General features: G+C 69.3%; 14 protein-coding genes and 2 pseudogenes. 11 read left to right on the top strand and 5 right to left on the bottom strand.

Annotated elements, in window-relative coordinates; genetic code table 11:
* The first annotated feature begins 56 nt into the window (after positions 1-56).
* Positions 57-1304, top strand: coding sequence for a formamidase (gene fmdA / locus WJ438_RS39325; RefSeq protein WP_406729369.1), 1248 nt, complete (start codon positions 57-59; stop codon positions 1302-1304).
* Between the two features lie 931 nt (positions 1305-2235).
* Entirely contained in the window at positions 2236-2583 is a 348-nt protein-coding gene (locus WJ438_RS39320; protein WP_406729951.1) for a DUF190 domain-containing protein, read from the top strand.
* 38 nt (positions 2584-2621) lie between these two features.
* On the opposite strand, the gene crcB (WJ438_RS39315) is transcribed toward WJ438_RS39320, so the two are convergent.
* The 3 genes from crcB (WJ438_RS39315) to crcB (WJ438_RS39305) are packed head-to-tail and all read right to left on the bottom strand — an operon-like array spanning position 2622 to position 3870.
* Positions 2622-2996, bottom strand: a complete 375-nt coding sequence (crcB, locus tag WJ438_RS39315) for a fluoride efflux transporter CrcB (RefSeq protein ID WP_406729368.1) — start codon at positions 2994-2996, stop codon at positions 2622-2624.
* On the bottom strand, positions 2993-3340 hold the full coding sequence (locus WJ438_RS39310; protein ID WP_406729367.1) for a DUF190 domain-containing protein: 348 nt from the start codon (positions 3338-3340) through the stop codon (positions 2993-2995). The genes crcB (WJ438_RS39315) and WJ438_RS39310 overlap by 4 nt, the downstream gene beginning before the upstream one ends.
* Complete coding sequence (crcB, locus tag WJ438_RS39305) at positions 3340-3870, bottom strand: fluoride efflux transporter CrcB (protein WP_406729366.1); 531 nt, start codon at positions 3868-3870, stop codon at positions 3340-3342. Before crcB (WJ438_RS39305) ends, WJ438_RS39310 begins: the two co-directional genes overlap by 1 nt.
* A 227-nt stretch (positions 3871-4097) precedes the next feature.
* On the opposite strand from crcB (WJ438_RS39305), the gene WJ438_RS39300 reads away from it, so the two are divergent.
* Positions 4098-4760: a hypothetical protein gene (locus tag WJ438_RS39300; protein WP_406729365.1), complete on the top strand. Its 663-nt coding sequence runs from the start codon at positions 4098-4100 to the stop codon at positions 4758-4760.
* Here the strand turns inward: WJ438_RS39300 and WJ438_RS39295 are convergent.
* Positions 4745-5486, bottom strand: a pseudogene (locus WJ438_RS39295) (IS5 family transposase); the annotation flags it as partial. The gene WJ438_RS39300 and the pseudogene WJ438_RS39295 sit on opposite strands and share 16 nt — an antisense overlap.
* Positions 5487-5870: 384 nt before the next feature.
* On the opposite strand from WJ438_RS39295, the gene WJ438_RS39290 reads away from it, so the two are divergent.
* The 8 genes from WJ438_RS39290 (at position 5871) to WJ438_RS39255 (ending at position 13106) form a co-directional block, all read left to right on the top strand.
* Positions 5871-6203 carry a hypothetical protein gene (locus WJ438_RS39290; protein WP_406729364.1) on the top strand — a complete coding sequence of 111 codons (333 nt, stop codon included), beginning with the start codon at positions 5871-5873 and terminating at the stop codon, positions 6201-6203.
* A gap of 97 nt (positions 6204-6300) precedes the next feature.
* Complete coding sequence (locus tag WJ438_RS39285; RefSeq protein ID WP_406729363.1) at positions 6301-6435, top strand: hypothetical protein; 135 nt, start codon at positions 6301-6303, stop codon at positions 6433-6435.
* Positions 6436-6510: 75 nt separating this feature from the next.
* Positions 6511-8394 (top strand): ABC transporter ATP-binding protein, encoded by a 1884-nt coding sequence (locus WJ438_RS39280; protein ID WP_406729362.1) that lies wholly within the window; start codon positions 6511-6513, stop codon positions 8392-8394.
* Positions 8391-9395, top strand: a complete 1005-nt coding sequence (locus WJ438_RS39275; protein ID WP_406729361.1) for a serine/threonine-protein kinase — start codon at positions 8391-8393, stop codon at positions 9393-9395. The genes WJ438_RS39280 and WJ438_RS39275 overlap by 4 nt, the downstream gene beginning before the upstream one ends.
* 34 nt (positions 9396-9429) lie before the next feature.
* On the top strand, positions 9430-9981 hold the full coding sequence (locus WJ438_RS39270) for an RNA polymerase sigma factor (protein ID WP_406729360.1): 552 nt from the start codon (positions 9430-9432) through the stop codon (positions 9979-9981).
* Complete coding sequence (locus tag WJ438_RS39265; RefSeq protein WP_406729359.1) at positions 9978-10688, top strand: hypothetical protein; 711 nt, start codon at positions 9978-9980, stop codon at positions 10686-10688. Before WJ438_RS39270 ends, WJ438_RS39265 begins: the two co-directional genes overlap by 4 nt.
* Positions 10689-10981: 293 nt before the next feature.
* Positions 10982-12019, top strand: a complete 1038-nt coding sequence (locus WJ438_RS39260; RefSeq protein ID WP_406729358.1) for a hypothetical protein — start codon at positions 10982-10984, stop codon at positions 12017-12019.
* Positions 12020-12809: 790 nt separating this feature from the next.
* Entirely contained in the window at positions 12810-13106 is a 297-nt protein-coding gene (locus WJ438_RS39255) for a GYD domain-containing protein (RefSeq protein WP_406729357.1), read from the top strand.
* Positions 13107-13266: 160 nt separating this feature from the next.
* On the opposite strand, the pseudogene WJ438_RS39250 reads toward WJ438_RS39255, so the two are convergent.
* Positions 13267-13425: pseudogene (locus WJ438_RS39250) on the bottom strand (DNA-binding protein); the annotation flags it as partial.
* Between the last annotated feature and the right edge of the window lie 342 nt (positions 13426-13767).

Here is a 13767-nt window from a genome sequence, read left to right as displayed (position 1 = left end):
ACCCCGGGCCACACGCCGCACCCGCTCACCCCCACAGAACAGATCACGGAGTTCACATGCCTGACGTAATCTTCAGCGTCGACCAATCCCGGTCGATGCACGACCAGGACGTACCAGGACACAACAGGTGGCACCCGGATGTTCCGGTCGCCGCGATGGTCCGCCCGGGGGACGAGTTCCGCGTCGAATGCCGCGAATGGACCGATGCGCAGATCGGCAACAACGACTCCGCCAACGACGTCCGCGACGTCGACCTGAAGCGCTGCCACATGCTCAGCGGGCCGATAGGCGTCGAAGGCGCGGAGCCGGGCGACCTGCTCGTCGTGGACATCCTGGATCTCGGGCCGGTACCGCAGCAGGTCGGAGACGCACCGGGTGAAGCCTGGGGATACACCGGCGTCTTCGCCAAGGCCAATGGTGGAGGCTTCCTGACGGACTACTTCCCCGATGCCTACAAGGCGATATGGGACTTCCATGGGCAGGTGGCGACCTCCAGGCACCTTCCCGGTGTCCGCTTCACCGGCATCACCCACCCGGGTCTCTTCGGCACCGCGCCGTCCGAAGATCTGCTGCAGCGGTGGAACAGGCGCGAGCAGGCCCTGATCGACACCGACCCCGACCGGATCCCGCCACTGGGACTCACGCCCGACCCCGATCAGGCCCTCGCCGGCCAGGCGACCGGATCGGATGCCGAACGTGTCGCCCAGGAAGGGGCCCGCACCGTTCCCGCACGGGAGAACGGCGGCAACCACGACATCAAGAACTTCACTCGTGGATCCCGCGTCTTCTACCCGGTCCATGTTGCGGACGCCAAGCTGTCAGGCGGTGATCTTCACTTCAGCCAGGGAGACGGTGAGATCACCTTCTGCGGCGCCATCGAGATGGGCGGCTACATCGACTTCCACGTCGATCTGATCAAGGGTGGCATGGAGAAGTACGGTGTCACCACCAACCCCCTCTTCATGCCGGGCAACGTCGAGCCGCGGTACTCGGAGTTCATCTCCTTCATCGGGATCTCCGTGGACCACGACACCGACACCAACTACTACCTGGACGCGACGGTCGCCTATCGCCGCGCCTGCCTCAACGCCGTCGAGTACCTGAAGAGGTTCGGTTACACCGGAGAGCAGGCATACCTGCTCCTCGGCGCGGCCCCTATCGAGGGACGCATCAGCGGGATCGTCGACATCCCCAACGCCTGCTGCTCCCTCTACCTCCCGACCGGGATCTTCGACTTCGACGTCCGTCCCACTACGGAGGGACCGCAGGCCGCAGACCGCGGTCAGTGCGCGGTGACCACCTGAAGCAGACCGCCCCCTGACCGGGATCCGGCACCACCGGGCCCGGCCTCCGATCGGCACAAGCCGCCCCGCTGCCGGGCCCGGCAGCGGGGCGGTCACACGACTGCCCGGACAGGTCCTGGTAGTGCTTGGTCAGGTTGGTATCGGTTCTGGCATGTCGCGGTGACAGGTGGGGCAGGCGCCGGTCCAGACCGCGAGGAGTAACTGCAGTTCGCGTGCGGCCCGGTAGAGGATCAGGCCGACGCCGTCTCTTCTGGGGATCGAGTCAGCCGCTGGAGGGTGCCAAAGCCGTGCGCGGCGGAGGCGAGGGTGACGTGGTGGTGCCAGCCTCGCCAGGTGCGGCCCTCGGAGCGGGCCAGGGCCTGGTGCTGCTGGCCGTCATGACAGCCCAGACGGCAGGCAGGGGACAACCTCGCCGGTGGGGGTGAGCCTGCCGCCTCGGAGAGGCTACCGGCTGGGCGGCGGGGCCTGGCTGCGGGCCGGGGCTGCACGGAATGTGGTGATCGGCCGCCGGGCGTCTGCAGGACTATCCTTAACTGTAAGTGATGCCTCTTTCCTCTCAGCGGCGGTCACGCGGCGGTCGAGCTCGCCGTACCCGAACCGCGGCACCTTCGACGCCGCCGACAGTCCCTGCTCCTGAAATCTGGTCCGCCCGTCATGGGCCCGCGCGAGTAGGAGTGCTACGGCATGAAAGGCAGTAAGCCCCAGGTCGCGGCGCACACCGATCCCCAGGCTGATCGACTCACACATGCGCGGCACCGTGAACGGGCGGCGCGCAGGTTCTCCCTCTCCATGGACGACGTCGGGCGCCTTGCCCACGCCGGTCGGGCGTTCACGAGTGGTGGCACCGCGAGCGGTGCGGGGGTGCGGCGCGTCACGCGCCGCGTGGCGGCCAGGAGGACATCATGAGGCCAATTTTGGCAGGGCCCTGCGGCTGACGGTGTTCATCGAGGAATGCGATACCTGGCATCACAGGCCGCTGTACACGGAGATCGTGCACCGGGCTCACGAGGCGGGGCTGGCGGGGGCGTCGGTCTTCCGTGGGGTGGAGGGCTTCGGGGCGTCCACGGTGATCCATGCCTTCCGGCTGCTGTCGGGCAAGCAGGATCTCCCACTGGCGATCGTCATCGTCGACGAAGAGGAACGCATCCGGCGCTTCCTGTCCACGGTGAAAGAACTGGTCACCGATGGCCTGATGATCGTCGAAAAGGTCGAGGTGGTCCGCGTCGGCCAGGCGCGCGCGGACGCCGTTTGGACCGGCGGCGCTGTGGGAGCGGAGTGAGTCGCTCAGGCGGTATCCGGACAGTGAGGGCCAGGGGCCTATCCGAACACCGCCTTGGCCACGGCCAAGCCGATGAACACCGCTCCGAGCCCTGCGATGACCGAGGCCGCCACGTTGACGAACGCCAGGAACCTCGCGCCGGCCGCGGCCAGGCTCAGCGTTTCATAGGAGAACGTCGAGTACGTGGTCAGCGCCCCGCACAACCCGGTCCCCAAGAACAGCTGCATGTCCTTCGACGCGGCACCGGACAGCGCCGCCCCCGTCAGTGCGCCGAGGATCGCCGAGCCGGTGATGTTGGCGGCGAAGGTGCCCCACGGGAAGACCGTGTCGTGGCGCGCCTGGACCGCCCGGTCGGTCAGATACCGCAGCGGGGCCCCGATCGCGCCGCCGAGCAGCACCAGCAGCAATCTCATCGGCTCACGGCCTCCCGCCCCACGTAGTGCACCACCTGAACCTCCTCCAGGGTCACCAGCCCCTCGATGGCCAACTCGTCCAGCTGCGGCAGGAAGGCCCGGATCCGGTCCTCCTCGTCCACGATGACCACCGCGGCCGGCAGGTCGTCCGCCATCGACAGCAACCGGGTGGTGTGCACGATCGAGGACGCCCCGAAACCCTCCACCCCACGGAAGACCGACGCCCCCGCCAGCCCCGCCTCGTGAGCCCGGTGCACGATCTCCGTGTACAGCGGCCTGTGATGCCAGGTGTCGGTGTCGTCCACGAAGACCGTCATGCGCAGTGCGCGACCCGTAAGCTCCATTACTGTCTCCTCCCGGCCAGGGCGCGGCGCGCCGCCGCCACGCCGATCGTCACCGCGGCCATCGCGGCCACCACGGTCACCGCCAGGTAGGCCAGCGCGATACCGGCCCGTTCCTGTGCGACCAGACGTTCGATGTCGGCGCAGTACGTGGAGAAGGTGGTGAATCCGCCCAGCACTCCCGTGCCGAAGAACGGCCGCACCAGCGGGTGCACCGACCACACCTCGGTCACCACCACCAGAAACACCCCGATGATCAGACAGCCGACCGCGTTGACACCCAGCGTCGTCCACGGGAACGCGCTGCTGCCCGTGGGCCACAACTGCCCCGCCTCATAGCGGGCGCCCGCCCCCACCGCCCCACCGACGGCGATCACGAAAAGCACCGCCAACTCCCGCCGACGCGCTTCACCCCGCAGTCGCGCCTTCTCAGCAGCCGTAGTCCGCTCGGCCGGCCCGGCAACCGTGCTCGGCCCTCCAGCCACACTGCTCAGACCGCTGCGCCCCACACGCCTCTGCACACCGACCACCATGTACCCGCCCCCGCTCTAGGTGAGCAAGGACTGTCATCGCGTCACTGCCGCCCGTCGGGCACCATCCCCTGCGACCCCACCGATGCCGTACGACCACCCTAAACCTTGCTCCTGAGGAGCAGCGGTTGAGCAGCAGGAGTGCAGCGGTTGACGTTAAGAATGATCTTGATCGGATCGCAGGCCAGCGCCGTTGCCGGCGGGCAACCGAAATGCGCTGGACGCGTGCCGTGGCCGATTCCGAACGCGTCAGCTCCGTCGTCGGGCGGCCGGTCCTGGCCGGTGACATGCCGGGCTACCGCGTCGACGCCCTCCTGGAGGACGAGCAGAACCGGCGGACGCTGCCCGGCTTCCTGTGGCGTGACCTTCTGCTCGGCACCCGGGCCGCCCGCCGGCATCCCCGACTCCAAGGCCAGTGCAGCGTTGATGGGCCCAACATCGACACTCTTCCGTACGTCAACCGGGCCTTCCTGCCGCAGGATCCCTACCAGGCCGCTTCGACCCCCATCGACCGCCGCCTGGCCTCCCAAGGCTCTCCTTTCGTGACCGCCGCCCGCACCGGGCACATGGAGGCCGACATCGTCGGCAGTCGCGGCTGCCCCTACAACTGCACGTTTTGCGGCGCCGCCGTCACCGCCAACCCGGACGTCACCATCCGCGTACGCTCCCCTGAGAACAGCATCGGCGAACTCGACCAGCTGCACGACGAATACGGCGTGACTGCGTTCCGCTTCGTCGACGACCTGTTCCTCGGCGTCGGCCGCGTCATCGACGAACAGATGGAAGCCTTCACCCGGCACCGCATCGACGACTGCTACGTCTGGGACGCCACCGGCCGCATCAACGTCCTCCACCGGCTCTCCGACCAAGACCTTGATCGTCTCGTTAGGTAAGCACGGTTGGCGCGGGAGGAGTAGGCCTTGTCGCCGGCGACCGCGTCCAGTCGGGTGCGGGGCGGCCGACGGGACCGCGGACCCGGATCTTCCCCAGGACGGGAACGAACTGCGGGCTGTCCGCGGCCTGGCCCGCAGTCAGCACGAACGCCAGCGGGCGGCACTTCCGGTCGGCGGCCAGGTGGACCTTGCTGATCTGCCCGCCCCTCGAGCGTCCCAGGAGGGCAGCCTTCAGCCGGAGTTTGCGCCGGCGCCGAAGGCCTCGCTCCTCCCGCTCGGGGGCGTCCCCGTTGTCCTGCCCGCTTTGTTCATCGCGGCCGCCCCCTTTGACCTGGCCTTCTCCTCCTCGGCCGCGGCCTTCTCCAGGGCTGCGAGGACGTCCTCACCCAGATACATCCCGGCTGCGTCGTGGTGAGCGCGCGCGGTGGTGGAGTCGACGCTGACCAGGGACAGGTCCACCTCACCGCGCTGCGCGGCTTCCGCGATCAGACCCTCCAGCAGGGCCTCGAAGACCCCGGCGTCACGCCACTGCCGGAAGCGGTTAGAGATGGTCGACCAGGCGCCGAACTCGGTCGGCATCTCCCGCCACTGCCCGCCGGTCTTGAACCGCCAGATCACGCCCTCGAACTGCTGCCGCAGCCGCTCGGGGTACGGGCCGTACCCGCCGATCGGCAGGTACGGCTCGATGAACTCCCACTCCTGGTTCGTCAGTTGCACTCGAGTCACGCAAGACGATCTACCGGTCCGGGCCTCACCGCGATGGCGAATCCCGCAGATTGAGCACGACTCGATACGCGCCCTGGGGTCCGCGCGTGGACTGGCATGCGTGGCACGACGACTACGACCGTGCGGACTCCGCTCCCGGACGCAGGCTTCACGTCGTCCAGGAACGGATCGCGATGGCCCTGGACGCCCGACCCGCCTGGCGCTGTCCGCGTAGTGAGCGTCTGTGCCGGTCAGGGAGGGGACCTGCTCGGAGTTCTGACTGATCACCCCCGTCGTGGGGATGTCACCGCGCAATGTGGCGGTGGCCCGGCGAGAGGCCTCGGCTCTGGGCTTGGAGCGCGTCGAGGTGGTGGTGACGCTGCGCGGACGGAGCTCCACGAAGGCGTGACGCCCGCGGATCTCGCGCTGATGTGTGGGGTGTTCGGCAACATCTCCGACGAGGACATCGAGCGCACTGTCGGCTTCTGCACCCAGCTGTGTGCCACCGGCGGAACGCTCGTGTGGACCCGGCATCACAAGCAGCCGGACGTGTTCCCGAAGATCTGCGACTGGTTTGAGAAGCGCGGTTTCGTGAGGGAATGGCTGTCGGCGCCAGGCGCCGGGTTCGGTGACGGCGTGCACCGTTTCGCGAGCGAACCTGCCCCTCTCCCCGTAGGGGCTCGCATGTTCACGTTCGTCGGATACGACGTGCTGGCGCAGGTCGCCCGTGAGCGCTGAAGAGGACTCCGTACGCGAAAAATCTTGCCGAACCGCCATCCCATAAGGGAGATCGGACGTATGTCCTAGTGAACCGTGCGAGATGAAGGGAAAGATCATGTCGCTCTTCAGTCACCTGGCACCCGCCAAGAGACACTCCAAGGGCAAGAAGACCACGACCACCACGAAGGGGAGGACGTCCCACCACCGCAAACACCGTCGTCGTACCTCCAACACCGGCACGCACAAGTGACGCCGGTGCCCCTCGGCGGCCGGTGGGCATGATCTCCCGGTCGTCGGGGGACGACGTCTGGCAAGTCGCGGTTCCATGAACCTTCGCCGTCACGCCGTCCGCAGCGCCGCCCCGATCGCGGCGCTGCGGCGGTTGCTCTCTGTCGCCGAGCCGGAGGGCGAACAGATCGTCGCTGCCGCGCCGGCAGTGCCGGTGCGGCAGCTCTTCCGGCGGTTCTGGCCGTACACGCGCGGCGGGCGGAAGTGGCTGCTGCCGCTCGTGGCGTTCTGTGTCGTCGGCCCCGCCATCGACGCGGCCGAGATATGGCTGTTCAAGGTGGTGGTGGACGAGGTGCTCGTCCAGCGCGATCTCAGCCCGTTCCTGCCGATCGCCCTGGCGTACGTCGGGCTCAGCCTCGCTTCGGGCATCGTGTCGTTCGCTGACGACGTGACCTCCACCTGGGTCGGTGAGCGATTCCTGCTCGCGCTGCGGGCGGACGTCTTCCGGCACGTGCAGCGCCTCTCCCTCGGGTTCTTCGAACGGCGCCGGCTCGGTGATGTGCTGGCCCGGGTCACCGGTGACGTCGACGCGGTCGAGACGTTCCTGCTCTCGGGCGTGGCCCAGGCGCTGTGGTACGTGATGCGGCTGGGCATCTTCCTGGGCATGCTCTTCTACCTGAGCTGGGACCTGACGCTGTTCGCCCTCGTCATCGTGCCGCTGTTCTGGTGCGCGGCCCGGTACTTCTCCCGGCTGGTGAAGGCCGCCTCCCGGGAGCGCCGCCGGCGCAGTGGGTCGGTCAGCGCGGTCGCCGAGGAGGTGCTGGGCGACATCGCCCTGGTACAGGCATACAACCGCCAGGAGTGGGAGCAGGGCAGGTTCCAGCGCGAAATCCTCGGACGGTACCGCGCCACCATGGCCTCGACCAGGATCCGTGCCGTCTTCGGGCCGCTGGTCGACCTCGTCGAGCTGAGCGGGGCCCTCCTGGTGATGGGTCTGGGCACCTGGCAACTGGCCCGCGGCCGTCTCACCCTGGGCGAGCTGCTGGTCTTCCTGGCCCTGCTGAGCAAGCTCTACAGCCCGATCCGGGGTATGTCCCACCTGACCAGTACCTTCTACGCGGCCTCCGCCGCCGCGGAGCGGATCGTCGAGCTGCTCGACCAGCGACCGCAGGTGAACGAGGCCCCCTCTCCCGTCCGGCTCGGGCGCGCTCGCGGGCAGGTGGAGTTCGATGGTGTCGGCTTCACCTATCCGGGGACCGACCGGGCCGCGCTGTGCGACGTGTCGTTGCGTGTGGAGCCCGGGCAGACCTTGGCGCTGGTCGGGCCCAGTGGCGCGGGGAAGTCCACCGTCGCCAAACTCCTGCTGCGCTTTTACGACCCCGAGCACGGCGCCGTCCGGCTGGACGGCGCGGACCTGAGGACCCTGCGGTTCGCCGACGTCCGTGACAACGTGGCCGTGGTGCTCCAGGAGACGCTCGTCCTGCACGGCACCGTGCGCGAGAACATCCTCTACGGCCGTCCGGACGCCAGTGAGCGGGAGGTCGTCGCGGCGGCCCGCGCCGCGGACGCGCACGACTTCGTCACCGCTCTGCCGGAGGGCTACGACACCGTCGTGGGCCAGCGTGGCAGGCTGCTGTCCGGAGGTCAGCGCCAGCGCCTGGCGATCGCCCGGGCCATGATCCGCGACGCTCCCGTGCTCATCCTGGACGAGCCGACCACCGGCCTGGACGCCGAGTCGGGCCACCGTGTCATGGAGCCACTGCGCCGACTGATGGCCGGACGCGCCACGATCGTCATCTCCCACAACCTGCTCACTGTCCGCGACGCCACCCGGATCCTGGTGCTGGACCACGGCCGGGTCGTCGAGCAGGGAACCCACCACGACCTACTGCTGAGCGGCAAGACCTATGCCCGACTGCACCAGTTCCACGCCCCTACGGACCCCGCTGCCACGGCTTCCGTGATCAAGGCCTTCCCATGAGCCGTTCGAACCTCCCCTCGCCGCGAGTGGTCCCCCGACACCGGACCGCCCCGCCCCTGCCGCCGGGGGCGACCCCGATCGCCGGCTACGAGGTCCTGGCCCACCTGACCAGGACCGGATGGCTCGACGTGTACGACACCTGGAGCTACGAGCGGGACTGCCGTTGCCTGGTGAAGACGCTGCGTCCGGACCGTCGGCACGAACCACGGCTGCGCGAACGGCTCCTGCGTGAGGGCCGCTGGCTGCAGGCGTTCAGCCATCCGCATCTGGTCCGCGCGTACGAGACCGTCGAGATGCCCGAGCCCTTCGTCGTCCTGGAGACACTGACCGGCGAGACCGTCACCCACCTCATCGGCCGCCTGCGGCACCGGCTCGCCGCCCATGACGTGGCCTTCCTGGGCCTGCACCTGTGCTCCGCACTGCACTACCTGCACGGCCGGAACCTGCTGCACCTGGACGTGAAGCCCTCGAACGTGATCATCGACTGCCGACGCGCCAAACTCCTCGACCTCAGCGTCGCCCGCCCGCCGGGGCCCGCGCCCGCCGGCATCGGCACCCGCGGCTACCTTGCCCCCGAGCAGGCACGCGGCGTCAGCCTGTCCGCCGCCGCAGATGTGTGGGGGGTGGGCATCACCCTGTACGAGGCCGCCACCGGTGACCTCCCGTTCCCCGAGGTCACCTCCACCACGACGGGCGGAGAGGCGGCCGGTGACTCCTGCGCCCTGTCGGCGTCCGCGAGCCTCAGCGACACCTACAGCCGACAGCGCCGGTACCCGCAACTGGAGGGCAGGGCCACGCCCGTGGGAACCCGGCGCCGCCTGCCGCGTGCGCTCGCCACCGCGATCGACGCGTGCCTGGAACCGGACCCCGCCGCCCGGCCCAGGATCGGTTCCCTCGCCGCGGCGTTCGACGCGCTGCTGCCCTCCCACCGCAGGGATGTGGAACCACCGGCATCCGAGCCGACCCTCGGACAATCCCTCCGTGAGGATGCTACGTATTAGGAATATGCACCCTTTGGGGCTTTCTCTGGAGCGGATGCCCGATGACGCGCTGCTGGCGGGACTGACGACCGACGACCCCGAGTTCGCGGTGGCGTTCGTCCGCCGATTCCAGCACAAGGTCTTCGGGGTGGCCATGACGGTCACCGGTGACGTCCAGCTCGCGGAGGACGTGGCCCAGCAGACCTTCGAACAGGCCTGGCGCCACGCCCAGGTCTACGATTCGCGCCGCGGATCGGTCCGTACCTGGTTGACGGCCATCGCCCACAACTTGGCGATCGACGCCGTGCGCTCCCGCAGAGCTGTCCCCGTGGACCCCACCCGGATGGCACCGCTGCTGGAAGCGATCACCGACACCCCCGAGCGGCTGGTGGTGGCCGACGAGGAGTCGGCCGAGTTGCGGCGGGCCATCGCGGAGTTGCCGCCGGGCCAGGCCCGCGCCATCGTCATGGCCGGCGTCTACGGAATGACCGCGCAGCAAGTGGCGGACCTGGAGCAGGTACCCCTCGGCACCGCCAAGACCCGGATCAGGACGGCGCTGGCCAAGCTGCGCGAGGCCCTGACGAACAGGCAGGACACGACATCATGACCGGCGACGACACGTTCGCGTGCCAACGGCTGCGGGGCATCGCCGCCGAAGTGGCACTGGGAGTACTGCCCGCCCAGGAGCGCGCCGCGGCCCTGGCTCACCTGCAGCGCTGCCCCGCCTGCCTGGAGGACGTCCGGGAGCTGGCGCGCACGGCCGACGAACTGCTCCACCTGATTCCCGGACGCGAGCCGCCGGTGGGGTTCGAAACCCGCGTGCTCCAGCGCATCGGACTATCGCCCCAACGCCGTCGCCGGACACTGCGCCAGCGGTTCGCCCTCGGCCTGGCAACCGCTGTGGCAGCCGCGGCGCTGGCCGTGGGCGGATGGGCGATCGGCGTCACCTCCGCCTCCTCACCGTCCGCTGACGGCCCCGACCGGCCCGACCGGCTGCTCAGCGCCGACCTCACCTCCCACAGCCAGGACGTCGGACGCGTCTTCGCCTACACGGGTCGGCCGCACTGGGTGTACATGTCGGTGGACGCCGACGACCTCCCCGCACGCGCCCGGGCGGCCCTGCACGGCACACTCACCTGCCAGATCGAACGGGCGGATGGCTCCACCACCACCATCGGCACCTTCTCCCTGGACGCCGGCTACGCCCAATGGGTCGCCTCCTACCCCGCCGGCTCGCCGCCCGTGACCGAGGTGCACCTGCTCGCGGCCGACAGCTCGGTCGTGGCCAGCGCCACCCTCCATCCGTCCGACTGAGCTGGGCCGGCCAGGGCCCTGCCCGGGCCGGCCCCGTGGCCCACCTTCGATCGGGTTAAAGAGACGGGTTGAATCGCCCCTTGGCGCACTCCAGCACCATCCGCGACCGCAGAGCCGGCCACGGCGGCTGGCACCCGTTCGGCCCCGTTCGCGCGGGCACCCTCCCGGCGCCTTCCGGGCGTTCCCCGGCCGACCTCCGGTTCCACCGCGGCCGACAGCACCGCGCCGCACACCTGTGCGCCATACTGTCCCAAAAGGTGCGAACCGTCCGGCGAGCTCACGGAGGCGGACCCATGCACGACAACGCCGAGGGCGACGAGGGCCCCGTCGAGGAGCGCGACCTGGACGGCGGCGAACCCATCGCCGAGGACGTCGACAGGTCCGTCGAGCCGGAGCCGTACGACGGCGAGGAGCCGGAACCCTACAGCGAGGACGAGGCGGCCACAGCCCACGAAGACACCGAAGCTCCCGGCGGTGGGCCGGCCGACAGGCGTGCGGCGGCCGACGCGGTTCCTGACGTCTTCCTCGACGTTCCTGTGCTGAAGGTCGACCAGATCGACTTGGACGTGGAGGACCTGCGGGCGCATGTCTCACTACAAGCCGAGGTGTTGGACCTGTTGAAGTTGAACGTGGGCGCCGATGTCGCGCTCGGCCGGGTGCACCTGGGCATCTCGGGCGTGGAGGCGCAGGCCCAGCTCAAGGTGCGTCTCGACAACGTCGTGACGATCGTCAACCGGGTACTGACCACGCTCGATCGAAACCCGGAGATCGTCCAGGAGTTGGCGCGCGGGATCGGGTCCGCCGTACAGGACGTCGGTGGCGGCGCCCGTCAAGCCGTTGGTGAGCTGGGCACGGGCGCGGGGAGGGCCGTCGAGGACGTCGGCCAGGGCGCCGGGTCCGCCGTACAGGACGTCGGGCGTGGTGCCGGTGGTGCGGTCGAGGACGTGGGACGCGGCACCGGGAGGGCCGTGCAGGACGTGGGTGGTGGCGCCGGGCGAGCGGTGGAGGATGTCGGTGGTGGGGCGGGCCAGGTCGTCGGTGATGTCGGTGAGGCTGTCGACGACACCGCCGGGGACGTGGCTGAGGTCGCGGGCGACACTGCGCAGAAGGGCGGCGCAACCGTCGAGGACGCCACCGAGACGGCAGGCGACACCACACGCCGAACGAGGTCGGCCGGATCAAGCACGTCGCGCAGGCCCGCCGGTGGAGACCGGGGCCGGACCGCCCGGAGCGAGAGCGGCACCCGCTCGCGCCGGGCCCGCGGCGAGGACGGGAAGGAATCACGTCGGCCCACCCGCCGCACCACCGAGAGGCGGGACGAGCCGCCCTGAACGGCTGACGCCCCGAGGCCACAGGGCGTCGGCCGGCCCGCCGTCGGCGGCGAGGAATCGGAACCGGACGTCTCGTTCCAGGCGACGGTCCGATCCGAACGCCTCCGCTTCGCGGAGGAACCGCGGGCAGCCGTCAGCTTCCCCGGCACGGGCGAACGCGAATCAACGTCCCACAGCGACCGGACCAACCTCCCCGACAGGGTCGTCCCCGGCCGGCAGTACGGCGACGTCACCGTCGCCTACCACCTCGCAACCCGATTCACCGGGCAACCGGATTACGGACGGAACGGCCTGAGCGGCAAGGGCGCGCACTGAAGGGACCGTGCCGAAAGGGCAGCAGCCGAGAAACCAGCACGAAAGAGCGAGACGCGCGTATCAAAGCCTTCAGGCGCTCGGCATGCGCTGCCCTCGTCATTCACGGGCAAGCTCCGCGGCACGCTCTGTAGCCGGTTTCCTGGCAGGGGCCCGTCGCCTGTGCGGTGCCAGGTGATTCCGGCGCCCTTTCCGGCGCGGATGACGAGTCGTGGCAGCGGGGGTGCGTGTCGGGCAGGCCGTGAAGTCGGGCCCGAGCGGCCGGCGTCACAGCCGTGGGCGCTGCCGACTGCCGTCGCTGTCCGCGCCCCTTGCCGTTGTCACGTCCCTCCGTGTTGACGGCTGCCCACCGCTCGAGGAGTTCGAGTGGGTGATGGCGCGTATCACTCGTTCCGATGCACCCCTCATGCGTAATTCCGAACACCATGCCCACAATTGACACACGATGTCCTGCCCCTACTTACAGGAGTAAAGGATCATGCCCACGTTTGTCGCGCTGCTGAACTGGACCGATCAGGGGGTCCGCAACTACAAGGACACCCCGCAACGCGCTGAGGCCTTCGCCGCAGCGGCACAGAAGCTTGGGGTGAAGATCCTGAACCTCTACTGGACTGTCGGTCCGTACGACCTCGTGGCCGTCGTAGAGGCGTCCGACGACGAGACCGCGACCGCAGCGCTCCTGCAGGTCGGCGGGATGGGCAACGTCCGTAGCACGACCCTGCGAGCCTTCGGCCGGGAAGAAATGGACCGCATCATCGCCAAAACCACCGGCTGAGGGACTGCCACGTCACGTACTCGCGGTTTCACCCCGTTACTGTTGCGGCCACCGCACGCAGCCGCAACACCTCCTGCGCCAGATGCGGGGCGTCACCCCACGTGATCACTCGCACCCAGCGAGGTCAGAACCCGAGCAGTTTTCGCATGATGCGACGGGGTCAGACCTTTGTGGCAGTGACATGCCCGTCACACAGCGCTGTGACGTCTTCCGGATCGAAGGTCAGGATCGTGACCGGTCCGGGCGCTGTCAGCGCGGTGACGCTGAGCATGGCGTCGATGGCGTACTTGTGGTCGCGCAGACCGGCGTCGGCGAGGAGCACGGGCGTGCTGCAGAAGCAGAGGCCGACGGCGCCCGATAGCCCGCGGCGTGGGCAGCCCGCTGAACGGCATCGTGCTCCTCATCAAGCACGGCACGCGCCTTCTCCAGGCGAGGTCTACGTCGTCGAGAGCCGCGAGCGGTGTCGGGCCGGCCCGGGGCCCCTCCCCTCAGTGTTCTTTCGAGGGGAGGGGCCCCGAAGCTGCATGCTCCAGACGGCTAGCACCGGTCACTGACAGTACGGGGCGGCTCAGCTGCATTCCGGCTCCGCCGGAACGCTCCGCGCCGCAACCGCCGGGTTCGCTTCACCACCGGCGTGAACGCCGGTGCACTGCGAATGAAT

It is taken from the genome of Streptomyces sp. GD-15H, from assembly GCF_045291515.1.
Taxonomy (GTDB): domain Bacteria; phylum Actinomycetota; class Actinomycetes; order Streptomycetales; family Streptomycetaceae; genus Streptomyces.
The sequence above is the reverse complement of the archived record's forward strand: the minus strand, read 5'-3'. Positions and strand labels throughout refer to the sequence as shown.